Origin of the sequence: Gilliamella sp. W8126, from assembly GCF_016102185.1 — a bacterium.
Classification (GTDB): Bacteria; Pseudomonadota; Gammaproteobacteria; order Enterobacterales; family Orbaceae; genus Gilliamella; species Gilliamella apis_A.
In genome coordinates, this window is the sequence record NZ_JACFPE010000001.1 from 845,122 (window position 1) to 866,838 (window position 21,717).

Annotated in this window: 17 protein-coding genes; 5 read left to right on the top strand and 12 right to left on the bottom strand. The window is 34.1% G+C overall.

Annotated elements, in window-relative coordinates; translation table 11 throughout:
• Positions 1 to 123: 123 nt before the first annotated feature.
• From H3S74_RS03945 to H3S74_RS03965, 5 genes are all read right to left on the bottom strand, one after another.
• Entirely contained in the window at positions 124 to 669 is a 546-nt protein-coding gene (locus H3S74_RS03945; protein WP_065578649.1) for a hypothetical protein, read from the bottom strand.
• Positions 670 to 1,299: 630 nt separating this feature from the next.
• Positions 1,300 to 1,767 carry a hypothetical protein gene (locus H3S74_RS03950; protein WP_198247274.1) on the bottom strand — a complete coding sequence of 156 codons (468 nt, stop codon included), beginning with the start codon at positions 1,765 to 1,767 and terminating at the stop codon, positions 1,300 to 1,302.
• Between the two features lie 424 nt (positions 1,768 to 2,191).
• Complete coding sequence (locus H3S74_RS03955; RefSeq protein ID WP_198247275.1) at positions 2,192 to 3,220, bottom strand: hypothetical protein; 1,029 nt, start codon at positions 3,218 to 3,220, stop codon at positions 2,192 to 2,194.
• Positions 3,221 to 3,602: 382 nt separating this feature from the next.
• Entirely contained in the window at positions 3,603 to 3,764 is a 162-nt protein-coding gene (locus tag H3S74_RS03960; RefSeq protein ID WP_198247276.1) for a hypothetical protein, read from the bottom strand.
• 190 nt (positions 3,765 to 3,954) lie between these two features.
• Positions 3,955 to 4,383 carry a hypothetical protein gene (locus H3S74_RS03965; protein ID WP_198247277.1) on the bottom strand — a complete coding sequence of 143 codons (429 nt, stop codon included), beginning with the start codon at positions 4,381 to 4,383 and terminating at the stop codon, positions 3,955 to 3,957.
• A gap of 221 nt (positions 4,384 to 4,604) precedes the next feature.
• Between H3S74_RS03965 and H3S74_RS03970 the strand changes: the two genes are divergently transcribed.
• The 4 genes from H3S74_RS03970 (at position 4,605) to H3S74_RS03985 (ending at position 10,587) form a co-directional block, all read left to right on the top strand.
• Positions 4,605 to 6,017 (top strand): EmmdR/YeeO family multidrug/toxin efflux MATE transporter, encoded by a 1,413-nt coding sequence (locus tag H3S74_RS03970; protein ID WP_232354829.1) that lies wholly within the window; start codon positions 4,605 to 4,607, stop codon positions 6,015 to 6,017.
• Between the two features lie 588 nt (positions 6,018 to 6,605).
• On the top strand, positions 6,606 to 7,277 hold the full coding sequence (locus H3S74_RS03975) for an OmpW family protein (RefSeq protein ID WP_198200059.1): 672 nt from the start codon (positions 6,606 to 6,608) through the stop codon (positions 7,275 to 7,277).
• Positions 7,278 to 7,636: 359 nt separating this feature from the next.
• Entirely contained in the window at positions 7,637 to 9,022 is a 1,386-nt protein-coding gene (locus tag H3S74_RS03980; protein WP_110447744.1) for a glycoside-pentoside-hexuronide (GPH):cation symporter, read from the top strand.
• 44 nt (positions 9,023 to 9,066) lie between these two features.
• A complete protein-coding gene (locus H3S74_RS03985; RefSeq protein WP_198247278.1) occupies positions 9,067 to 10,587 on the top strand; it encodes a glycoside hydrolase 43 family protein in 1,521 nt (506 codons plus the stop codon).
• 53 nt (positions 10,588 to 10,640) lie between these two features.
• On the opposite strand, the gene H3S74_RS03990 is transcribed toward H3S74_RS03985, so the two are convergent.
• The 4 genes from H3S74_RS03990 to H3S74_RS04005 form a co-directional block, all read right to left on the bottom strand.
• Positions 10,641 to 13,499, bottom strand: a complete 2,859-nt coding sequence (locus tag H3S74_RS03990) for a valine--tRNA ligase (RefSeq protein ID WP_198247279.1) — start codon at positions 13,497 to 13,499, stop codon at positions 10,641 to 10,643.
• Between the two features lie 192 nt (positions 13,500 to 13,691).
• Positions 13,692 to 14,537 carry a pantoate--beta-alanine ligase gene (gene panC / locus H3S74_RS03995; RefSeq protein WP_198247280.1) on the bottom strand — a complete coding sequence of 282 codons (846 nt, stop codon included), beginning with the start codon at positions 14,535 to 14,537 and terminating at the stop codon, positions 13,692 to 13,694.
• An 18-nt stretch (positions 14,538 to 14,555) separates the two neighbouring features.
• Entirely contained in the window at positions 14,556 to 15,398 is an 843-nt protein-coding gene (panB, locus tag H3S74_RS04000) for a 3-methyl-2-oxobutanoate hydroxymethyltransferase (protein ID WP_198247281.1), read from the bottom strand.
• A complete protein-coding gene (locus tag H3S74_RS04005) occupies positions 15,395 to 16,240 on the bottom strand; it encodes a Rossmann-like and DUF2520 domain-containing protein (RefSeq protein WP_198247282.1) in 846 nt (281 codons plus the stop codon). The genes panB and H3S74_RS04005 overlap by 4 nt, the downstream gene beginning before the upstream one ends.
• A 479-nt stretch (positions 16,241 to 16,719) precedes the next feature.
• Here H3S74_RS04005 and H3S74_RS04010 point away from each other — a divergent pair, with 479 nt between their 5' ends.
• The gene (locus H3S74_RS04010) at positions 16,720 to 17,043 is read left to right on the top strand and encodes a YnfA family protein (RefSeq protein ID WP_086364555.1); all 324 of its coding nucleotides are present in this window, start codon (positions 16,720 to 16,722) and stop codon (positions 17,041 to 17,043) included.
• Between the two features lie 244 nt (positions 17,044 to 17,287).
• On the opposite strand, the gene H3S74_RS04015 is transcribed toward H3S74_RS04010, so the two are convergent.
• The 3 genes from H3S74_RS04015 to H3S74_RS04025 form a co-directional block, all read right to left on the bottom strand.
• Entirely contained in the window at positions 17,288 to 17,947 is a 660-nt protein-coding gene (locus tag H3S74_RS04015; protein ID WP_198247283.1) for a hypothetical protein, read from the bottom strand.
• A gap of 293 nt (positions 17,948 to 18,240) precedes the next feature.
• Positions 18,241 to 20,076, bottom strand: coding sequence for a hypothetical protein (locus H3S74_RS04020; protein ID WP_198247284.1), 1,836 nt, complete (start codon positions 20,074 to 20,076; stop codon positions 18,241 to 18,243).
• Positions 20,077 to 20,659: 583 nt separating this feature from the next.
• The coding region (locus tag H3S74_RS04025) for a hypothetical protein (protein ID WP_198247285.1) at positions 20,660 to 21,717 on the bottom strand (1,058 nt) is incomplete at its 5' end.

Here is a 21,717-nt window from a genome sequence, read left to right on the forward strand (position 1 = left end):
TTTTTTATTTTTATCCCTTTATGTATAGGGAACTCGGATTGGTTTTATTTCTCAATAATATCGGATCCGGTTTATCACTATTCATATAGGGAACATGTTATAAACCCCTTTTAGAGGGTTTGATTATAAGTGTGTAGCTATTTCTCTAGCCACGTCTAAAGCTATCTGATCCCACGCATACTCGATAACCGAAGTAACTTTTGCATCTTTTACACCGCTATCATTCTGTTTAGTAGAAAATTCTTTAGTCCATCTATTGCCTGATAATTCAAATGTTACATTTAAAATTACGCTCGCACTATCAATATTCGTTACTCCATAAGTGAATTTTGTTTTAGCATTATTAACTATTAATGTTAACTTTCTACCGCCAGAATTTAAATCTGCGTACGTGCTAATTGCTTCTTCAATTCTTGATGAAAGACCTATTCCAATCGGAATTCTAGTACGAGTCCCACCACCAACAAATCCTGAGGCCCCTTGTATATCAATTCGTGACGTAAAATCACTAGGGATCCATGTAATATCTAAGCTTTGTTTTTTAGTAATATGTATCTCTGATTTTATTTGCTTTAATGATTGATAAGACAACCTATCATTAAATTGATGATGAACACTACAACCAGAGAAAACAAAACCTAAACACGTTAATAATAATAATTTTTTCACCCCATTCTCCTATAAATAATTTTGATAGATAGTATAAAATTTGTTAGCCAAGTGCAATAAAAGTTATTAATTCAATCATTCTCATAATAGAGGAAATTATTTTTATCAATCTGGTACGATATTTTATCGACAATACTTATTTTTCCAATATCAAATAAAGAAGAATGAAAATGTTCTATTGATGTCATTAAATCAATATAACTATATATTTTATTTGAGATCGCCATTTTATCAAAATCTGGGAACATAAAATAATCATTTCTTATTAAAATAGAATAAAAATAACATATTGAAGTGTTTTTTAAATCAACACCAAAATCATTTTTAGCTTCATAATCAACAAACAAGGTCACTCAATATTGAGACAAATTTCCATTCTCATAATCATCTTTAAAATAATCCTTACCTACAATTTTTACGTAGCTTATCGTTGCTTTTTTGTACATCAATGATAATTTTAGCTCTTTGTAAGAGTTTGGTTACTTCATCTGCTGAGTGGTCGAATGACAGGCATAAAAAAACCGCCATTAGGCGGTTGAATTAGTTTTGATTATTTTAAATAATTATTTACTTTTTGACACAATAAAACCTCTTAGAGTTTTTTGTGATGAACTTAAAGTTATGGGTACTTCAATTTGCACATTCTTTTTCGAGATGTTCATAAGCTTTTTTGTAACCTAGTAGAGAAAAAGTAAAATCCCTTGTAAAGTTAGAACCAGCCCTTACGACGATCTTTTTACCATTTTGAAGTGCTTTATTCATAAAATCTTCTCTTTTTGCGGATACGATGTCTTTATCCAATTCCCATTCCATTTCAATTGGCTTTTCTTTATCTACTCTAAAAATGACTTTAATAGCACTGTCTTGATTGTCCTTCCAGTAGTTTGTTGAAGGTAAAAGACCCGCTCCTTGGCAATTAAACATAAGAGCAGCACTATCAATAGCCTTTGTTTTCGTCTTATCAATAGCGAATATCATAGTACTTTTTTTATCTGTTATTGGATCAGTATCGATTATAACACTCCATTCCTTATACTTAATTTCTTTGGCAAATACAAAAAGTGGAAATAATAACAAACACAATATAATCTTCTTCAAATCATTCCCTTAATCTTTGAGTTTTTTTGTAATAGTATTTTATTTATTGATTCGGAGCAATAAAAAACCACCCGAAGGTGGTTTGTATGAATTTTTAACTACCTACACGGCAGTGAACTAGAACATTATACACAATAAACTTTGTTCAGAAACCACTATTCGGTTTATCCCTGTGAGCACGGGGAACTCGCGATGCTATAACAGGTGTTGCTATTTCTGCGCCGGGTTTATCCCTATGTATATAGGGAAAACTGTTGTGTGATGCCAATGAAGTCTTTTCCGTCCGGTTTATCCCTGTATACACAGGGAACACATAAACACTCTTCAAAATAATTAATAAAAAACCCTCTAAGAGGGTTTAAAGAGGGTTTGAATTAATTTGATAGTCAATACAAATGTAACTTTTAGAAAATAATTTTATAACTTATTTAATTGTTTCATTATCATTTGCAAACTCTAAATATTTAGCTAATGTTTTGTTTAAAGCGAGCATGTTTTTTATTTCAGAAATAGATTTTGAATCTATATTATCATCACTATTTCTTTTCAAGCCGTAAAATCTAATAATGGCGTCTTGGGTATCATCAAGTGAATTGATATATGAAATAAATTCATTATTTAATATAAAGTTATACCACTCATAGACATAGCTGCCATATTCTCTTTTAAACGTAAGATCACTAGGAGAATTATATGTATTGCCGCTTTGATATATTTTGAAATTCTTAACTGAAATTCCATCATAGCTACTACAAATAACTTGAACTGTTGTTAGATAAACTCTTTCTTTAAGAATTGATATGTATATTTTTAAATAATCACTATCTAGCTTAATTTTCGCTAAATTATCAATTGGGTCATATGAAAAATGTATATTTTTTGTATTAATAGCATTAAGCAATTGGCGAAAGTCATTTGCATCTGTTATTTTTTTAGATAACTGTAAAAGTCCTTCTAGTTGCTTATTATATAGCTTTTGACCATTTGAAAACGTAATTATAAAAATATCTTTTGGTTCTGTTACAACTTCTGTTACTGATAATTCATCTATATTAGGAAATTTAATATTTTTAAACTTCTCAATTTGCTCTAACCGTTTTTTATAGTTTTTAAGGCTTTCAAATTCATCATAATATTTTAAGTCAGAAAGATAAAAAACCTCCCCGTTTTTTAAAATTATTTTCTGATATGTATCACGTCCAACTTTAACTTCTTTATCCAAATAACCTTCCATTCCTTTATATTTTTTGTATGGTGGATAATATAATGAATATATATTTGGAGAGGTATATAATCCGCCATACACCTTACGTCCAATAGCAGAAGAATCATATTCATTAAAAATGTACACCTCTTTACCTTCGGGATTATATTTTTCTTTTTTTACAGCGCCCAACGAATCAAATGAAATACAAGTTAAAACCAGCATTAAATAACATAATATCTTCTTCATACCATCTCCTTTTTTTGGGTAATGGTATGTTATTTAGGAATTTAGAGCAATAAAAAACCGCCACTAGGGCGGTTTGTATGAATTTTTAACTACCTACACGGCAGTGAACGAAACGCCAAAAACGAAAACGAACGCGATGAGTTTCTAAACTACCTACACGGCAGTGAACATCTGTGCTGTAGTCATGTTGAATACTCGTTATTTCTAAACTACCTACACGGCAGTGAACTAGAACCCGATATACTATAAATGTTGTTGGCAAAAAGGCAAAGTCTAATTTTACCAATAAAAACCCTTTTTTTGAGCTATTCTTCAATATATTGATTTTTAAATATTTTATTTTAAGTCAAAAAAAAGAATTAGTAATAGGATGTTTTAGATTTCAAAAATCCCGTTCCTCAAATTTTTTATTCGATCTATTTCGGACGTTTTGTTGTTTGATGGCTATTTCTATACGGCGATTACATCCGAGTAAAGAGGGTTTGCGTAACTGTCTTCCGTCATCGTTCGCTTTTAACGCACTGGCTGTATTTTTTCCTGACAAACAACTGCTTTGTCATGATAATCTCACTCAATTGTCAGCACTTTGCTAATGTCACTAAACAAGACTCATCATATTGATTTGTAATAAAGTAATATACTTTTATCTGATTTGATTATTTAAATTTTGATTTACTTATAATAATTTAAGAAATAAAAGAACCTGCAAAACAGGTTCTTTTTAAACTTTTGAATCATTGATATAAAGTTGTTGGAATTATGTCAGTGTTTCCATTTTGGTCTATAAATAATCTAAAGATTTTTTTCTCATTGTTATTTAAATTAAAATCACGTTCACGACGGGGAGCATTAAAACTACACAATCCGTGACCTTGTATAGATGCACCAATAATAACTTCACCAGCAGGCAGATAAAAAGTTGCCCTTTCTTTAGTTTCAAACTTAGCAACTTCTTGCCCATTTAAAAATAAATTTATGTAACATCCGCTACCAGTCAATCCTTTATCTCTGATAAACACTAATGTCGCATTATTATCTAGTTTAGCTTGATGATTGAATATTCTTGCTTCTGGTACTTGTTTTATTTCATGTTCAGCTGGTGGTCTAGTAGAACATCCAATTAAAACTAAGGTTAAAAAGCCACTAACCAATAATTTCTTCATACCTTTCCTCCAAAAATTTTTAGCAATGGTATTTTATTTAATTTTGACAATAAAACTCCATTCCTCAATTTATTTATAATTTATAAGCCTTGAAATAGAGCTACGCTCTATTGATAATGATAATTATTAATTTTGATTTTTTTATAAAACTTAATTTCATTTTTAGCAAATAAAGGCGTTATAATATACTCAATTTTCTAAATAAAATTTTAGGCCTGAAATTGGATTTTCAACTTGTTAGTCGATTAAAGAATCTTCAACTTTATAAAAAAAGACGTTCAAATAATGTGCTGTTCTGGCGCGAAATTTACCCTTTAGCTATGCCAATTTTGATTGAGAATTTGTCGGTCATTTTGATGGGGATTTTTAGTACGTTTTTAGTGAGTTGGATTGGTAAGGCCGAGATGGCTGCCGTCGGACTTGCAGAAAGCTTTAATATGATTATCATGTCCTTCTTTATGGCAGTTGCACTAGGTACTTCTGTGGTGGTGGCGTTTAGCTTGGGCCGACACAATCGTAAAAAAGCCGTGGTCGCAGCAAGGCAATCCATTACGTTGTTAGTAATAATTTCGATTTTACTGTTTTTGTTTGTCGAGTTCTCTGGTTATTGGATTGTCGAAATTATTGCAGGTAAAGCCGATCCTGAAGTGAAGGAATTAACGCTTACTTTTCTAAGATTAACCGTTTTAGGCTACCCTGCTCTTGCCTTTATTTTAGTTGGTTGTGGTGCATTACGTGGTGCTGGCAATACCAAATTACCAATGTACTTAAACATTATCATGAACATTTTAAACTTGACGATCAGTTATGTGCTAATCTACGGCGCTTTTGGTTGGCAAGGATTAGGCTTTATTGGCGCAGGTATCGGCTTAACAATTTCACGCTATTGTGGCATGTTCTTTATTTTATTAGTCTTAACCATAAAACCAAGTCGAGCGTTATTTATTCCTCTCCGTAGTTATTTTCATTCATTTAATGGCAAAATTTTGATTGATATTTTAAGTATTGGAATTCCTGCTAGTGTGGAATCGGTAATGTTTAATATCGGAAAATTGCTCACGCAAACCTTCGTTGCAGGAATGGGCACCTCAACTATAGCCGCTAATTTTATTGCGTTTTCAATTGCTGGATTGCTTAATTTACCAGGTGGAACTCTCGGTGCAACATCGACAATTATTGTTGGTAAACGTATTGGTATGGGGCAAATTTATCAACCAACACGGCAACTTAAATTTATTTTTCATGTAACCAGTTTATTACTCTGTTTTTTAGCTTTTTTATCGATCCCATTCGCAGGGTTATTAAGCTCGCTTTACACTAATGATCAAGAAGTTATAGAAATCTCCAAACATTTACTTTGGTTTAATGCTTTATTTACCCCTTTTTGGGCTTCATCTTTCGTTTTGCCATACGGTTTTAAAGGTGCGAAAGATGCAAGTTATACCATGTGGGTCGCTATTGCTAGTATGTGGATGTGTCGGATTGTTGTGGGTTATATTTTTGGCGTCTATTTTGGATTTGGAGTTATTGGTGTTTGGTTTGGTATGTTTTTAGATTGGATTATTAGAAGTATTTTCTTTTATTATCGACTTATTAGTGGTAAATGGCTATGGCGTCATCAAAAAATCAGCTAGTACCAATACTGAAAATCTATTTCTTACAAATAAGTTTGGAGTATTTAATTTAACGATATCAACAATGTGCTGACAACTGAGTGAAGTTAGCATGACAAACATAGGCGCATTAAAAGCGAACGCAGGCGGTAGGCTGTCACATCGTGACCACTTGCGTGGTCGCCGTGGAAGTTGGTAAAGAGCATTCACTTAAACACTCTTTATTCAAACGGAAATAACATATATAAATAGCCACCAAATAACAAAACGTCCAAAACTCAACCAACCAAAAAATTTGAGGAACGGGGTTTTTAAAGCCAAAATCCATCCAATGAAGCCCTAAATTCGTCTACAAAACATGATCTTAAATAAATTCAATATTGATCAATTGACTCTTAATCAATTACGCAATTAACAAACAATTATTTTAAAGATGAAAATTATTTCAACAGCATATCAATACACTAATTATAGTGATAACATATCACTAATTACTTTTAGCTATATTTCTTCAATTGATTAAGATTTTTACTTCAGCAAGGTCTGATAATTAAACTCGTATTTCTGGTTAAATTGTCAGTAGATATAAGTAACATAAGGAGATAATAAATGAAGGTAACGTCAATAGCTATGCTAGTCACATTTGGATTAGCCAGTTCAGCAGCTTTCGCTCATAGTGCTGATCAAATCATTATTCGTGGCGGTCCAGTCTATGTTCATCCACAAGATAAAAGTGATCATGTTAAAGTTGGTGGAGCAAAAAGCGATCTTAAAGCCAAAGCTAATAATGACACGCAACTTGGGCTAAACTTTCAATATATGGTTACTGATAATTTCGGTATCGAATTATTAGGCGCTACACCATTTAGTCATCAAGTTAAACTAGGTGGAGGTAATTCTACCGGATTGGCTGGTGCAAAATTAGGTAAAATTAAACATTTACCACCGACATTAAGCGCAGTTTGGTATCCACTTGATAGTAATTATGAACTCCAACCTTATGTAGGACTTGGTGTCAATTACACTTTCTTTTTTGATGAAAAACTTAGTGGCGAAGCCAAAAAAGCAGGTTTTCATGGCCTAGATTTGGATAGTTCTTGGGGTTGGGCTGCTCAAGTCGGTGCCGATTATACTTTTAACGATAATTGGCTAGTCAATGCTCAAGTCCGTTATATTGATATTGAAACTAAAGCCACTACTCATCTGGGCAATACTAAAGTAACTGCAAAGTATAAACTTGATCCTTGGGTGATGATGCTTGGTGTTGGTTATAAATTTTAATGTAATTAATAAATAAACCTCTCCATGAGAGGTTTTTTAATAAATTATTCAATGCTCTACCACAATTAATCTAAATTATCAAAATAAACCTCGACAATTCAGTTCTTCTTGCCATTAAAGCTCGTTAAATATCGATACATCCTACATTATTTGTGTCCAAAATGGCGCTATAAATTTGTGATATCTATCACATTAACCATATAACGTAATTAAGGTATGCAAAATCATAATACTGTTTTGAAAATGAATTTTATAAACTCTATTTATTGTTATTTTTTCAATAAGTTGTTAACGCAACCGATAATTAAATAATGACAGTTTTATGCAAATTATATTTTGATAACTAAAAGGAGTTTATGATGGATAATAATAAAAAATTATCAGTCATGGAAAAAATCGGCTTTGGGATGGGCGATGCAGCCTGTGGTATTGTCTATTCCTCGGTGACGATGTTTTTGACCTATTTTTATACTGATATTTATGGCCTTTCTGCCGCTGCGGTTGGCATAATGTTCCTCGCTACACGAATTTTCGATGCTATTATCGATCCGATTACAGGTATGGTCGCTGATCGTACTAAAACAAGATGGGGACGATTTAGACCATGGTTAATTTGGTTTGCTATTCCTTATGCTGTACTAGCTGTTATGACTTATACAACACCAGATTTTGGTTATTCAGGTAAACTTTTATATGCATACATTACCTATGCATTATTAATGCTTTGTTATACATTTATTAATATCCCTTATTGTGCTCTAGGTGGTGTTATTGCTCGTGATGAGAAAGATCGTTTATCTGCGCAATCCTATCGGTTTACTATTTCATCGGCATCAGGGCTTATGGTATCAATCGGTACATTATTCTTAGTCGATTGGTTAGGAAAAGAAAATAAGCAACTCGGATTTCAGTTAACCATGGCGATAATGGGCGTTATTGCAATTGGTATGTTAGTATTCTGTTTTGCAACCACTAAAGAAAGAGTGGTACCAATTGAAGATAAAAATGTCAGTGTTAAAAAAGATTTAAAATGCTTATTAGGCAATGATCAGTGGTGTATTGTGGCTCTTATTACCTTCTTTTCAAGTATGGCTGGCGTTATGCGTAGTTCAGCAACACTTTACTATGCAACTTACTTGATGATGGGTGGCGTTAGCTCAGCAGCGGGTACTGCGATGAAATCAGCCTTTGTGTCAACATCCGTGGTTGGTACTATATTAGGCGCGATGGCTGCTGGTTATTTTGCTAAACGTTTTACTGCTATTCAATTATTTAAAAATATTAATTTAACGTTGTTTGTTATTGGTGTGGTGATGTTTTTTGTTCCACCTGTGTGGTTAGCGGTTATTTTCCCACTCTATTTTTTAATTGGCTTTTTCCATTCCATGTATCAACCATTCAAATGGAATATGATGGCCAATGCTGCTGATTACGGTGAATGGAAATTTGGACGCCGAGCAACTGGTCTATCTTTCTCAGGTAATTTATTTGCCTTAAAACTTGGCATGGCAATCGCGGGGGCTTTAGTCGGAATTAGTTTAGGTTTATTAGGTTATCAAGCTGGTGTAAATGAACAAACACCATTAGCCACAATGGGCATTATTGGTCTTTTAACTATTGGACCAGCATTTTCTTATTTATTACTTTGGTGGTTAATGCGTTTTTATAAATTAGATGACAAAATGATGGAAAAAATTCAAAGTGATTTACTTGCTAGACAACAAAATAAAGATAGTGATGACTAAGATAGAATGTCGATAAGTAATAGTTACAATTAAAGGTTAATTATATGAGTTTAGATTATTACCAAAATCCTATAATCTGCGGTGATTATTCCGATCCGGATATTGTCAAAGTAAATGATGATTTCTTTATGGTTTCATCTAGCTTTAACCATATGCCAGCATTACCGATCCTACACTCAAAAGACTTGGTAAATTGGCAAATTATCAATCATGTTTTTGATGCACTTGACTTACCCGGTTATGATGCAGTCCAACCCGGTAAAGGGGTTTGGGCGCCATCGATTCGCTATCATGATGAAAAACTTTGGGTGTTTTTTAGTACCCCTGATGAAGGTATTTTTATGTCTAATACCTCTGATCCATGGGGCGAATGGAGCAAACCACACTGCTTACAACCAGCACTCGGTTGGATTGATCCTTGTCCATTTTGGGATGATGATGGTCGAGCATGGTTAGTGCATGCCTTTGCACAAAGTCGTTGTGGTGTAAAACATAAGTTGCAGCTGTTTGAAATGGCCAACGATGGGTCAACATTAATTGGCGAAGGTCAAATTATTTACGATGGCACTGCCGATTTACCGACACTTGAAGGACCAAAACTTTATAAGCGCAATGGTTGGTATTACATTTTTGCACCTGCTGGCGGTGTTGAAAATGGTTGGCAATCGGTGTTACGTAGTCGTAATTTAACGGGTCCTTGGACTGCACGCAATGTGCTATTTCAAGGCAATACGACAATCAATGGCCCTCATCAAGGTGGATGGATCGAATTGGCCAACAATGAGTGCTGGTTTGTACATTTCCAAGATGCCCATTTATATGGTCGTATTGTTCATTTACAGCCAATGTATTGGGGTGATGATGATTGGCCTCGCATTGGTGAGAGTATCTATAATGACTTTACAGGACAACCGGTATTATCATATAAAAAACCAACTGTGCTCCATCATTCAGAAGAGTATAAAATCCAAACCAGTGACGATTTCCAGCATGGTAAATTTGGTTTACAGTGGCAATGGCAGGCTAATCCTAACTCAGATTGGCTAATAGCAAGTGATCAAGGATTAACCTTAAGTTGTTATCCATTACCTACTCGTCATCAACAGCAAACACTCTATTTTACAGCAAACTTATTACTGCAAAAATTTTCAGCATGGCAATTTACGGCGCAAACTCAACTTAGAATGAATGCTAAGCAAACAGGTGATTTGGGTGGTTTAATCGTTTATGGTGAACGTTATGCAGCAATTATGATCGGTTATGATAATGGACAGTATAAGCTTTATTATCGATATGGCTGGATGAAAGATTCAGGTCAAGTTGACGAATATCAACAAATTATCACTCAATTATCTTCTGAGAATTGTCAACTTAAAGTCGAAGTGGGATTGAATGGTATCTGTCAATTTTACTATAAAGATCATGAGACAAACTGGATTTCAATTGAACCTAGCTTCGCTGCAGGAAAAGGTAAATGGGTGGGAGCTAAAGTAGGAATTTTTGCCGCAACAGAAGCAGATAATACTATTGGCCATTGCCATTTTGATTACTTCAAGATTAGTTAACGGTTTAATTAGATAAAAAAACCTCTCATATGAGAGGTTTTTTATTCAAGTTGTTAAAGACTTTTTATGGCTGCATGCTGCTCTTGCAATTTTGCTTTATCATTAATATAGCCTTGTTGTTTTTCTTTCTCTTTCGCAACGACCGCTGCTGGAGCTTTATCTACAAAGCTAGCATTAGATAATTTATTATCAATACGCGCAATTTCACCATTAATACGAGCGATTTCTTTTTCAAGACGAGCTAGCTCATCTTCTTTATTAATAAGTCCAGCCATTGGAATGAGGAGTTCGGCGCCATCAACCAATTTAGTGACTGATAATGGCCCTACATCACCTTCATCTAACAAGACAATTTCTGATAATCTTGCTAATGATTCGACAAACGTGACGTTGTCACTAATTATACGATGTACAGCTGGTGATGCTTTTCTAATCAATAGCTGTAATGGTTTGCTTGGTGCTATATTCATTTCAGCACGGATATTACGAACCGCAATGACAGCGTCTTTAATCCAATTGATATCGGCAACCGCTTTATCATCAACTAATTTGCTATCAAATGCTGGCATTGGTTGTAACATAATGGTATCAGCTTTGATTGCCATTAGTGGTTTGACACTTTGCCAAATAGCTTCAGTAATAAATGGAATGATTGGATGAGCCAAACGTAGTAAGGCTTCAAGTACCGTTACTAAGGTATGGCGAGCAGCACGTTGCTGATTCTGTTCACCATTTGCCAATACTGATTTAGTTAACTCTAAATACCAGTCACAGAACTGATTCCAAGTGAATTCATATAGGATATTAGCAGCTAAATCAAAACGGTAAGTATCGAATGCTTCTCGATAAGTTTTCACGGTTTGGTTAAATTCCGCCAAGATCCATTTATCCGCTAATGAATAATCTAACTCTCCACCATTAAAGCCACAATCATAGTCTTGGGTATTCATCAGTACATAACGACTGGCATTCCATAGTTTATTACAGAAGTTACGATAACCCTCTAAACGTTTTAAATCCCAATTAATATCACGACCAGTAGATGCAAGCGCGGCTAAGGTAAAACGTAAGGCATCAGTACCATGCGCTTCAATACCATTCGGGAACTGTTTTTCTGTACGTTTAGCAATTTTTTCCGCTAATTGTGGCTGCATCATATTACCAGTACGTTTTTCTAATAGATCAGCCAGTGAAATACCATCAATCATATCTAAAGGATCGATAACATTACCTTTAGATTTAGACATTTTTTGCCCTTCTTCATCTCGAATTAGCCCTGTCACATATACCGTTTTAAACGGTACTTGTGGTTTACCATGTTCATCTTTAATGAAATGCATGGTCATCATAATCATTCTAGCAACCCAGAAGAAGATAATATCAAAACCTGTCACTAGCACATTAGTTGGATGGAAAGTAGCTAAATCATCTGTCTTTTCTGGCCAACCTAAAGTTGAAAATGTCCATAATGCTGAAGAAAACCATGTATCAAGAACATCGTCATCTTGAGACAATTCAATATCTGCTGCAAGATTATTTTCACGGCGAACTTCAGCCTCATCACGACCAACATAGACGTTACCTTGATTATCATACCAAGCTGGAATTCGGTGTCCCCACCATAATTGTCGCGAAATACACCAATCTTGAATATCATTCATCCATGAAAAATACATATTTTCATATTGTTTAGGCACGAATTGGATATCACCATTTTTTACCGCCGCAATAGCTGGTTCCGCTAATACTTTTGCTCTCACATACCATTGGTCGGTTAACATAGGTTCGATTACCACACCACCACGATCGCCATAAGGGATAGTTAAGTCATGCGGTTCAATTTTTTCTAAAATACCTTGAGCTTCACACTGCGCAACAACTAATTTACGCGCAGCAAAGCGTTCTAAATTTTGAAACTGTGCCGGAATATCGGTTGCGTGTGCAGTACTTGGCTCACCATTAGTATCAAACACTTCAGCTTGAGCACGAATGTCACCATCAAAAGTTAAGATGTTAATCATTGGTAATTGATGACGACGCCCAACTTCATAGTCATTAAAGTCATGCGCAGGAGTAATCTTTACACAGCCAGTACCTTTTGTCATATCCGCATGTTCATCGCCAACAATCGGAATTCGGCGATGAACAAATGGTAATATGACAAATTTACCAATCAAATCTTTATAACGAGGATCTTCTGGATTAACGGCAACACCAGTATCACCAAATAATGTTTCAGGGCGAGTTGTAGCGACAACTAGATAATCTTTGCCTTCTGCAGTTTTAACACCATCCGCTAATGGATAACGTAAATGCCACATTGAACCTTTTACTTCACGATTCTCTACTTCAAGATCAGAAATTGCGGTACGTAATTTAGGATCCCAGTTAACTAAGCGTTTACCACGATAAATTAGGTCTTCTTGATAAAGTCTTACAAAAACTTCTTTAACCGCATTTGAAAGCCCTTCATCCATAGTAAAGCGTTCACGATCCCAATCAACCGAATCACCTAAACGTCGCATCTGTTTAGTGATGCTACCACCTGATTCAGCTTTCCATTGCCAAATTTTTTCGATAAACGCTTCACGACCATAATCATGGCGAGTTTTGTTTTCTTCAGCAGCAATTTTACGTTCTACCACCATTTGCGTTGCAATACCGGCATGGTCACTACCTGATTGCCAAAGCGTGTTATTGCCTTGCATACGATGATAACGAATTAGCGCATCCATAATAGTTTGTTGGAAAGCATGTCCCATATGCAAACTACCAGTTACATTTGGTGGTGGAATAGCAATACAATAACTTGGCTGAGATTTGTCACCATTAGGCTTAAAGTAACCACTTTCCTCCCAATGTTGATAAATAGGTTGTTCGATTTCTTGTGGATTATAAGTCGTGTTTTTCATAATAAAGCTATCAATCCTAATTCAAGGCATAAAAATGTGATTATTCTACCGTAAAATGATTTAACAATAAATTACTAGACGAATAAAGTGTTTGATTAAATCAAATTTAAATCAGATAACAATGAAATTAGTATAAAAAAACCACTTGTTAGCAAGTGGTCTTAACGTTATGAACGATTAGAATCGTAAATACTAATGATGATAAATAAAGTTATCAATCAATCTGGTTTTACCAATATAAACCGCCAAAGCACATAAACTATCTTGATTTAAACGATCAACCGCGGTTAATGTTGCATAATCAACAAATTCAATATAATCAATTTTAGCTAATGGCTGTGCATTTATGATATTTTGCATCTCAGTTAAGATGGTCTGTACTGATTTTTCACCAGTTTGAATCATTTGCTGGGCACATTCGATTGATTGATACAAACAGGTAGCGGCTAAACGTTCTTGTTGCGATAAATAGCTATTGCGAGAACTTTTAGCTAGCCCATCACTTTCACGCACAATTGGGCAACCGATAATTTCGATGTCAACATTAAGATCACTTACCATACGCTGAATAACAGCTAGTTGTTGAGCATCTTTTTGACCAAAATAGGCTCGATCAGGTTGCGTGATATTAAATAACTTAGTAACCACAGTACAAACACCTTTAAAATGGCCGGGTCGCTTTTTGCCACAAAGAGCATCAGTTAGGCCATTAACATTCACATAGCTATTAAAATTGGCATCATACATTTCACTGGCTGATGGACAAAAGAGCAGATCAACCCCCATTTGTTGACAGGCGTTTTTGTCGCGTTCTAAGTCACGAGGATAACTGGCTAAGTCTTCTTTCGGGCCAAACTGCATTGGATTGACAAAAATGGTAACAATCACTTTTTGATTATCTTGTTTAGCCACAGCCATTAAGCTCTGATGACCTTCATGCAGATACCCCATGGTTGGTACTAAACCAATGGTTGCACCGTTTTTACGCCACGATTTAACCTGCTGACGAACTTCATCAATTGTTGTTACAACTTTCACAATTATTATCCTTTCTGGCTATTTTGAAAATTCAGATTTAAGTTGAATCATAATCTCACCGTCAATGGCAAACTCATGCATTGATGCTGGGTATTGTTGCTGTTTTACCTCTTGGCAATAATCGGCAAATGCTTGCTTCATTTGATCACCGATTGGCGCAAAAGATTTAACAAATTTAGATGATACGCCATCATACATTGACAACATATCTTGATAAACTAACACTTGACCATCACAACCATGACCAGCACCAATACCGATCGTTGGTATGCTAACAAGTTCAGTAATAAATTTAGCCAAATCGGCAGGTACACATTCGAGTAAAATAGCTGTAGCACCGGCTTGTTCAACTGCTAATGCATCCAAAATTATATCTTTAGCCGCTTGGTAATCTCTACCTTGTACTTTGTAACCTCCTAATGCTAATACTGATTGTGGCATCAAACCAATATGGGCAATAACGGGAATCGATGCTTGAACAATCATCTTAATATGTTCACAAAATGCTCGCCCACCTTCTAGTTTTACAACCTGTGCATTGCCTTCTTGAATCAAACGACCAGCATTATGTACAGCATCATAAACAGAAGCATGGTAAGACATAAACGGTAAATCCGTCACAACCAATGCGTTTTTAGCACCTTTTGCCACGGCTTTAGAGTGATGAATCATATCTTCCATGGTGACAGAAACCGTACTTTCATAGCCTAGCATCACCATTCCTAATGAATCACCAACTAATAAACAATCTACACCGCTATCGTCCATCAGTTTTGCCGTTGTGTAGTCATAAGCAGTTAACATGGTGATCTTTTGTTGTTTTTGTTTACGTTGTTGTAAAGTTAGAATTGTATTTTTCAAGGTAACAGCTCCAGTTCTAATTGATGATAGTCCCTATTAGGATGTTTTTGCCGACTAAGATTAAGTAATTTTGTCGATAATTGTTGGTATAAAGGTTTTATATCAGCAGGTAAGTTGAGTAAATGTTGTTTTATAGTATTTGCATCATTACGCTCAACCGGACCAGTTAATGCATTTAACGTACCAACATTACAAATATTTTTGGCATTCTCTAAAAATAAATTATGCCACGCTTGTTGACAAAAGTGGTGATCTAAACCACACCTAGCCAACATATCACTGCCAACCTGAGCTAAGGCAATAACATGATTACTTAGCATAACGCAAGCCGCATGATAAAGCGCTTTATGTTCTGCCGATAATATTGCTATCGAATTAACCAAAGGTGACAACATCTGTTGTAATTTAGCTAATGCTAAGGGATTATTGGTTTCTAAAGTGAAAGATACCTTAGCCATGTCCTTGTAGCAGATAAAACGATCATAAATTGCCGATAAAGGGTGTAACGAAAATGCTAAAGGATAAACAATCTGATCGATAGTAAATAACTGCGATGTCAGCAAACCACTGCAATGACCAACCAATTTATTCTCAATCAGTAATCGACTAACCTCTTGCCATACAGAACTAATTTGACTATCCGGCACAGTCAAAAATAGACAATCACAATTTGCTATTAAGCTAGATAAAGTTAAATATGCTTCACTGTCTGTAAATTCACTTGCCGCTTGTGTTTGTAGATAATCACGACTATAAAAACCAGTAATTTGCATACCGCAAAGACTAAAATATTTAGCCAAAGTACAACCCACTTTACCTGCACCAATAAAACCAATATTCATCTTTAATAACAAAAATTAAACGATGCGGCATTATAGCCTAATTTGATGTAGATTCAATTTTTAACCAGAAAGATCAAGCAATATTGGATTAGATGTGATTAAAAACCCCCTCTTCTTAATTTTTTTGGGGGAATTTGCTGTGGGATTTTTTAAATAGAAGAATTTAATTTGTTGTCAGTTTTTTATCTCGGTAATCAATTCTAAACCGCTTTATAAGCGGTTTAGAATAATGTAAATAATTATTTACCTTGATAAAGAATAAATGGAACTTTTTGGTATTGCTTAGTTATCTTATCCCATGCTTGTAACTTTAATATACATAGGAATTTTTTCTCCTCTTGGGTCGGTATTGCCCCAATCGATAATAAATAATCTTTAGCATATTACTTTTCAATGATAAATGCATGCCTGTAAATCGCCAACAAGTAACACAATGCATTATGATAAAATAGTTATATTGATTCTTTTAGGATTACATTATGCTGAAAATTATTAGTCTTTTCTTTTTAACTGCTTTAGCTGAAATCTTTGGCTGCTATTGTGTCTATATTTGGTTCAAAAAAACAGCATCTCATTGTTTTTTGGGATTAGCTATACTAAGTTTAATGTTATTTGCTTGGTTACTATCATTACATCCAGAAGCAAGTGGCCGTATTTATGCTACCTATGGCGGTATCTATATTATCGTATCAATGATTTGGCTTAGATTGGTTGATAATGTTAAATTGTCTAGTTTTGACTTAATTGGCGCGGGTATTATTTTATTGGGAACTGTGGTTATTATTTCCGGCTGGCGCTCATGATTTTATGAAAAATAGTTAACTAACTCTGATTATTTAAGTTTTATCAAAAGCTTTTGCTAAAAAATAAAGGAAATTTTCTACTATTAATATTCACCTGTTACAGTAATTATTTTAATTACCATGCAAAAATAATTATAATTAAATATTTTTCATATGGTTATTTTAATAATTGAGCTAAAAGATCGTCAAAACTGATTCAGTTAAGATAATATAAAACCCTCTGATGAGGGTTTTTGACTATTTATTATTCTGGTTTTGTTATCTCAACACGTTTATCAAAATCTTCATATACCAGAGTTTCCCCATTTTGAATCAACGAAGATACCGAAACATCAGATAGATTAAATATTTGATTTTCATTTGCTTTTATACTATACCATGAGTAAGGAAGGTAAGTTTTATTATTTGCCAAAATACCATGAACAACAATATCTTGATCTTTATTAATGTCATTATTTATGGTTATTTTTATTAGTGGATTTATATCAATAAATGATGCTTTTTTTTGACGTTCAAAATTATGTTTTAAATTATCTGACATTTTAATTACCATTCCACCGCCAATATCCGTATTGGTGATTTGAATACCATCAACTGGATTTTTACCTCCAACCGTTATCGGAATTTCAAATAACGCTTTTGAATCCATTTTTTCAGTATAACATTCAATATATTTAGCATTATTAAACACTTTAGCAATAGCTTCTTTAGCATCCTTTACATCTGATGACTCTTGTCTTGAATCTTCATAACTTTTACATGACATAACTTCAACAATTAATTTTGATTGTACTGTTTTAGCCGATTCACTGTTAATGTCACTTAGATTTACTATTGGTGCAAGCTCGACTTTACAGCCAGTTAACGACATAACTATTGAGAGTGTTACTAATACTTTCTTCATATGTTATTTCCTATTCATGTTTAAAAGCGCGACAAAATAACAAAATCAAAACCCCATTTCAATGTCCTATATATAGACTAATTAAGCATTACTAAACAACTTTAATAAACTGAATAATGATTACATTTCATAATATTTTGTATAACCTTCATATTTATAATATTATTGAAATTGAAGCTCATTTGAAAATTAATTTAATAATTGTCAATTTTTCCGCTGCCATGAATGTTCTATTTACAGTTAAAAAAATAGAAAATTAACAAATAGACTTTGCTTAATTTTTAAATTTAAGACTAAGGTGTTACACAAGCAATACGGTATATATCGCCATATTGGTTAAAGTCATACACAAGCGGTATACCAAAATTCAAATGATTAATGATTGGTTTGCCATTATTGGCTGATACGGTTGCATTGCTTGCTTGACTGGCGGTTAAGTAATAATAGGAATCCCAATCACTGCCCGAATAGCCTGAGCACTGAAGTGAATATTGCGTTGTCGCATTCCAATCATTAACCATGCATCCCCATTCGCTATTAATTCCACCGATCCATTGTCCATTATCTCGATAACTTAACTGACGAGAATACCATGTACCATTTCGATTAGGGATACCAATATTCCATCCATTTTTTGGACTCAGTGTATTGACATAATCATTCACTTCAGCCAAACGATAACCAAAACCAAAATTGCTACAATATTCTTTAGCCTTATTTTGAGCAGCAATAACTTCAGACAAAGACGATGTACTCTTGGCATAATTGACAACTGGTTGAGGAATGTACCATCGCATTAATCTAAATTCATACAGTAACTTAGTTTTAGCCCTATCAAGATATATTTTAAAAGTGGATGGCCTAAATAGTTTATCATTTGAATTGTAACGTGGACCATTTAACTTTACTTTTAAAGCAGGTTCGATTATTCCAAAGGAACCACCGAAATATTCCCATTTCTCAGTCGAGCCAGCACTCAGTGATAAGGTCACATTTCCCCCTTCTTCTGCATTTACTATTGGGCCATTAGCATTTAAGACAGTTTGAGGATCTATACCACCAAATATTAAGTAAAAATAGAGCCCATGAGAGCCAGTGCTGGGAAAGTTGTTCTTAAATACCTGATTTGCACCATTATAATCACCGCTATTTGAGGCATTTATAACTTTATATCCTCTACCTGGTATGCGTGTTATTCCTCCATCATTAGAGGAATACCCTTCGTCCCATAATTTACCCGATACGTCATAACCTCCTGATGGAAGAATTTGATTATGATAAACCAAACTAGGTTGAGCATAACAAGTCGTTGCTAATAATTTATTCGGTTTGATGTAATAAGAATGGCTACTAGAGGGAATAGTGTTTTGTTGGGGATCACCATAAGGTGTGATTAATGTGGTATCACTGGCAGTGATGGTTAATTTATACGGGCCATTACAGTTATTCATTAATGCATTGATATTTTGTTGAACTATTGGCGTAATGTCATAAAAGGTGGATTGCCCAGGATACGGCGATTCCCACTTTAAACTGAGATTACCTGTTGCTGTGGCGGTAATTTCTCCAGTATTATCGTAACCGTCACCATCATCATCACCAAAATAACTATAAGGTGTTTTTAACAACTCCGCCATATCTAATTTGGGATAACTGGCATTACCGGCACTAGATAAAGGAACAAAAGTTTTGATACTAGCAAAGGTTTCCATGTCTAATGGTAATTCTATCGGGTTATTGAAGCTAGAAGTATCTTGTGAAGCTTGGATAGTTGTACCATCTGATAAAGTGATCCAAAAAAAATCATCAAACTTATCTAGTTTGCTGGCACCATTATCAATAGTAAAATAGGGTTCGTGGCCCTGAATGGCGTTGGATGTCGTTATATTAATTACATTTAAACCATAAGCATTAGTCGCCAGAATAATATTAACAATAAAGATTAAACGACTAAAATCATATAATCTTTGCGTTAATAGTAGCCTTTTGGAATATTGATTAAGTAAATGAAATAATGAGTAATATCGAATATGAAATCTTGTGGTATATCTTGCAGATTTAATCCCGAAATTAGTCGCTAATTTTCTAGTAGCGTATAGATATGTCATTAACCGACTGTATTTTAACATTTGTAAGGCTCCACCTTATGTTTTTATAAAAAATAAAGCACGAACAGAAATTTTAAATTGTTAAAAAATTCAGTAATCAAGATATAACAATACCAATAATAAATATTAATTAAGCAGACAAATACAGAATAACCAAAAACTTATTTTATGTTTGACAATACAACTATTGATATCTTTATGACGAATTAAACGCTCTTATAGTACTTTGAAATTAAGAATTGCATTAATATTTGTGGATCGGTTTATTACTTATTTTCACATAAATAATACGAGTAGCTTGGTAGTTCTAAAACTTGATTGATAAATCAAGCTATGTCGGTTTAAATAATGCCATTTTTTTTAAGAAAAATATACCCTTTACACAAAATTTTTCAGTTTTTTATAAAAAGCGTTTGTTGTATTTGGGGTTTATTTAGATGTTAGCTTTTTCTGAATAAAGCTTACGCTTGCGTAAAACATTTTTGTTGTGCATTTAGCAACTTAATAATCCTCTTCTTTATTCTCAAATTCAAAAATAAAGAAGAGTAAATGGTAGAGTACTTGCGTGTTTTCATTTAATTAATAATATTTTTCAATAAACTTTTTATTGTTTACAAACTGCATGTAAATCGTTTGATTTTTTGTAAACTTTAATCTGCCCAATCCAAGCATCAATAGCAAATCTATCCATAAAATAGTCTGAATCACTCACAGGATCAATATATTGATCTCGAGAATAAAACCACAAAAATCCACTAAACCAATTTGAATCAGGGTAAGTATTCTTAATTGTCATACCCCATTCGCTCAAAAGTCCTTGTCCTATAGTACGAGTAAAGGCATCCCATTCAAGTGGCCATTCTGTCCATGACATTGGTGCATTTGGAGAATTTGACATTTCAGTCCTTGAGGGAATATTCGACTCTCCACCACACAAATTAACGGTTTGCTGATAGGTATAATAGTCATTTCCATATGGTACCGCCCATATACCGGTTAAATTGAAAGTATAATTTTGTTCAGGAATTTGTTCATCATGTTTAAATTTTGCAGTTATTGTGACAGGACCTATCGGCTTTTTAATCAACATAACATAACCTTGTTTATCAACCGTAATACTATCATTTGGCGTTGCCGAATACGTATATTCAAAATCATCTTGATGACCTGTCATGACTAATTGAAATTTTGCCCCTGGAAAGCCTGTGGTAGGGAAATGAGGAGAAGCTGACACTTTAAAACCATTAACTGGATCAAAAACATTTGCATTATAACCACCACCGCAATAGCTATCCCTTTCTCGGCTATTATCATAATTCCAACCATTAACCCAGTGTTTACTGTCATCAAAAAGCGATGATTCAAACTCATGCTCAGCATAACCAGATAAAAGACAATCAAGACTTCCTTGATATGGTACTGGTCTAACACTTGCCCAAACATATTGTGGATACAGTATCATTCCATAAGGTTTAGCATAACAGATTTCAGGTTTAGCCATAATTTTGTATTTTTGAGTGATATCAACATACTCGCTTTCATTAGGAATACCATACTCGGAATAGGTTTTTACTTTTGTTGTAATAGTTAAAGTTAACGGCATGGAAATACCACTACCACAACCAATTATTTTTTCATTATTTTCGATTTTTATTCCTTTAT

What these genes read in the sequence shown, in the direction of transcription:
- H3S74_RS03955 (WP_198247275.1), bottom strand. Translation starts at nt 3,220, where the DNA reads ATGAAGAAGATATTATGTTATTTAATGCTGGTTTTAACTTGTATTTCA.
- H3S74_RS03980 (WP_110447744.1), top strand. Translation starts at nt 7,637, where the DNA reads ATGGATAATAATAAAAAATTATCAGTCATGGAAAAAATCGGCTTTGGG.
- H3S74_RS03985 (WP_198247278.1), top strand. Translation starts at nt 9,067, where the DNA reads ATGAGTTTAGATTATTACCAAAATCCTATAATCTGCGGTGATTATTCC.
- H3S74_RS03975 (WP_198200059.1), top strand. Translation starts at nt 6,606, where the DNA reads ATGAAGGTAACGTCAATAGCTATGCTAGTCACATTTGGATTAGCCAGT.
- H3S74_RS04005 (WP_198247282.1), bottom strand. Translation starts at nt 16,240, where the DNA reads ATGAATATTGGTTTTATTGGTGCAGGTAAAGTGGGTTGTACTTTGGCT.
- H3S74_RS04015 (WP_198247283.1), bottom strand. Translation starts at nt 17,947, where the DNA reads ATGAAGAAAGTATTAGTAACACTCTCAATAGTTATGTCGTTAACTGGC.
- H3S74_RS04010 (WP_086364555.1), top strand. Translation starts at nt 16,720, where the DNA reads ATGCTGAAAATTATTAGTCTTTTCTTTTTAACTGCTTTAGCTGAAATC.
- H3S74_RS03965 (WP_198247277.1), bottom strand. Translation starts at nt 4,383, where the DNA reads ATGAAGAAATTATTGGTTAGTGGCTTTTTAACCTTAGTTTTAATTGGA.
- H3S74_RS03990 (WP_198247279.1), bottom strand. Translation starts at nt 13,499, where the DNA reads ATGAAAAACACGACTTATAATCCACAAGAAATCGAACAACCTATTTAT.
- H3S74_RS04020 (WP_198247284.1), bottom strand. Translation starts at nt 20,076, where the DNA reads ATGTTAAAATACAGTCGGTTAATGACATATCTATACGCTACTAGAAAA.